1 protein-coding gene is annotated in these 315 nt (G+C 75.9%); it reads left to right on the plus strand.

The window, feature by feature from the left end:
- On the plus strand, nucleotides 1–315 hold a 315-nt coding region (locus ACSNOK_RS33690; RefSeq protein ID WP_436784565.1), incomplete at both ends, for a Pvc16 family protein.

Consider the following 315-nt stretch of genomic DNA (forward strand, 5'->3'; position numbering starts at 1 on the left):
ACCCGGATGGACATCGACGAGACCTCCAAGCTGTGGGGGATGCTCCACCAGACGCCCTACTCGCTGTCGGTCGCCTACCAGGCCGCCCTGGTGCTCGTCGAGGGCCGCGAACAGCCCGTCGTGCCCCGTCCGGTCCAACGGCACACGGTGCGCGCGCTGCCCTTCGGAGCCCCGGGCGCGCCGGAACCCCCGAGACGGCCGGGCACCGGCACCGCCGACCTCGCCGCCACCGCCGTACCCGCGGAACGCTCATCCGGGGCGGCCGCCCGGAAGGTGGCGGCCCGGGCGAGCCGGACGAGCGGCATGGCCGCCAGA

Source organism: Streptomyces sp. URMC 126 (genome assembly GCF_051386555.1).
GTDB lineage: Bacteria > Actinomycetota > Actinomycetes > Streptomycetales > Streptomycetaceae > Streptomyces.